This is a genomic window from Vibrio sp. 1557, from assembly GCF_033340175.1.
GTDB lineage: Bacteria > Pseudomonadota > Gammaproteobacteria > Enterobacterales > Vibrionaceae > Vibrio > Vibrio alginolyticus.
This window is the reverse complement of the sequence record NZ_JAWOVZ010000257.1, coordinates 1-1,087: the sequence shown is the minus strand read 5'-3', so window position 1 is coordinate 1,087 and position 1,087 is coordinate 1. Positions and strand designations below refer to the sequence as shown.

Sequence of the window (1,087 nt, the reverse complement as noted above, 5' to 3'; positions counted from 1 at the left end):
GTATTGATGCTAGGGCAACTTGGTGAAGCCGAAATTGCCGCTGTGGGAGTCGCAGCTCGAGCGACGTTTGTTACCACCATCATGTTAGTTGGGGTGACCACGGGTGGCGCACTGCTTACCGCGCAGTACTGGGGAGCGGGAGACAAAATTGGCGTAAGACAAAGTACGTCGCTGACTTGGATGATTGCGATGGTGTTTGCCGCGCTGGCCGTTTGTTTATTCGTCTTTTTCCCGCAGCCAATCATGGGCTTGACCACGGATTCCCAAGAGGTGATTGAGCTTGGGTCAAGCTACTTGGTAATTTCATCAGCCAGTATGTTCGCAGTGGCGTGTGTTGCCAGTATGGCGGTGGGATTACGTGCTATGCATCAACCAGGGTTGAGTACTTTCTTTAGCGGCATCGGTATTCTCTCTAACGTGTTTTTAAACTGGGTGTTGATTTTCGGTCACCTAGGCTTTCCTGCCCTTGGTATTACCGGTGCAGCAATTGCAACGGTGATCAGTGGAGCCATTGAAGTTGGTTGCTTATTTGGTTATTTGTGGTTGAAAAAACACATTATCGCCTTTGGTTGGGGCGATATTCGTGCCAGCTTAGTGTTGGACAAAATCACTCGTTTTCTTAGCTTATCTTTACCCACGACGTTCAACTTTCTCGCTTGGGCTGGAGGGCTGTTTGCTTACCACGCGATCATGGGACAAGCAGGCGTGCAAGGTTTGGCAGCGTTGTCGGTGATGACACCCGTTGAGTCGATTGCTCTCGCTATGATGATTGGCCTATCGAATGCAGCTGCGGTTTTAGTGGGTAACCAACTCGGCGCGAAAAACTTTGAACCTGTGTATTACCAAGCTTGGGCGACGGTAATCTTGAATGTCCTGATTGCTTTCGGTGTTGCGGTACTTCTATTTTTCACCAATCAGCTCATACTCGATGCATTCAGTGCATTGAGCGCCGAGACTCGTCATTTGGCAGAGCAGTTCATGGTGATTCTGGCACTTGGCGTCGTATTGCGCTCAGTGCCTATGATGGTCATTGTGGGGGTTCTTCGTGCTGGTGGAGATGTGAAATTCTGCCTGTATCAAGATGTGT

At 49.7% G+C, this 1,087-nt stretch carries 1 protein-coding gene; it reads left to right on the top strand.

Translation table 11 applies throughout. The annotated features are described in order from the left end of the window. A partial coding sequence (locus R7070_RS26325; RefSeq protein WP_318141534.1) for an MATE family efflux transporter occupies positions 1-1,087 on the top strand: 1,087 nt, incomplete at both ends.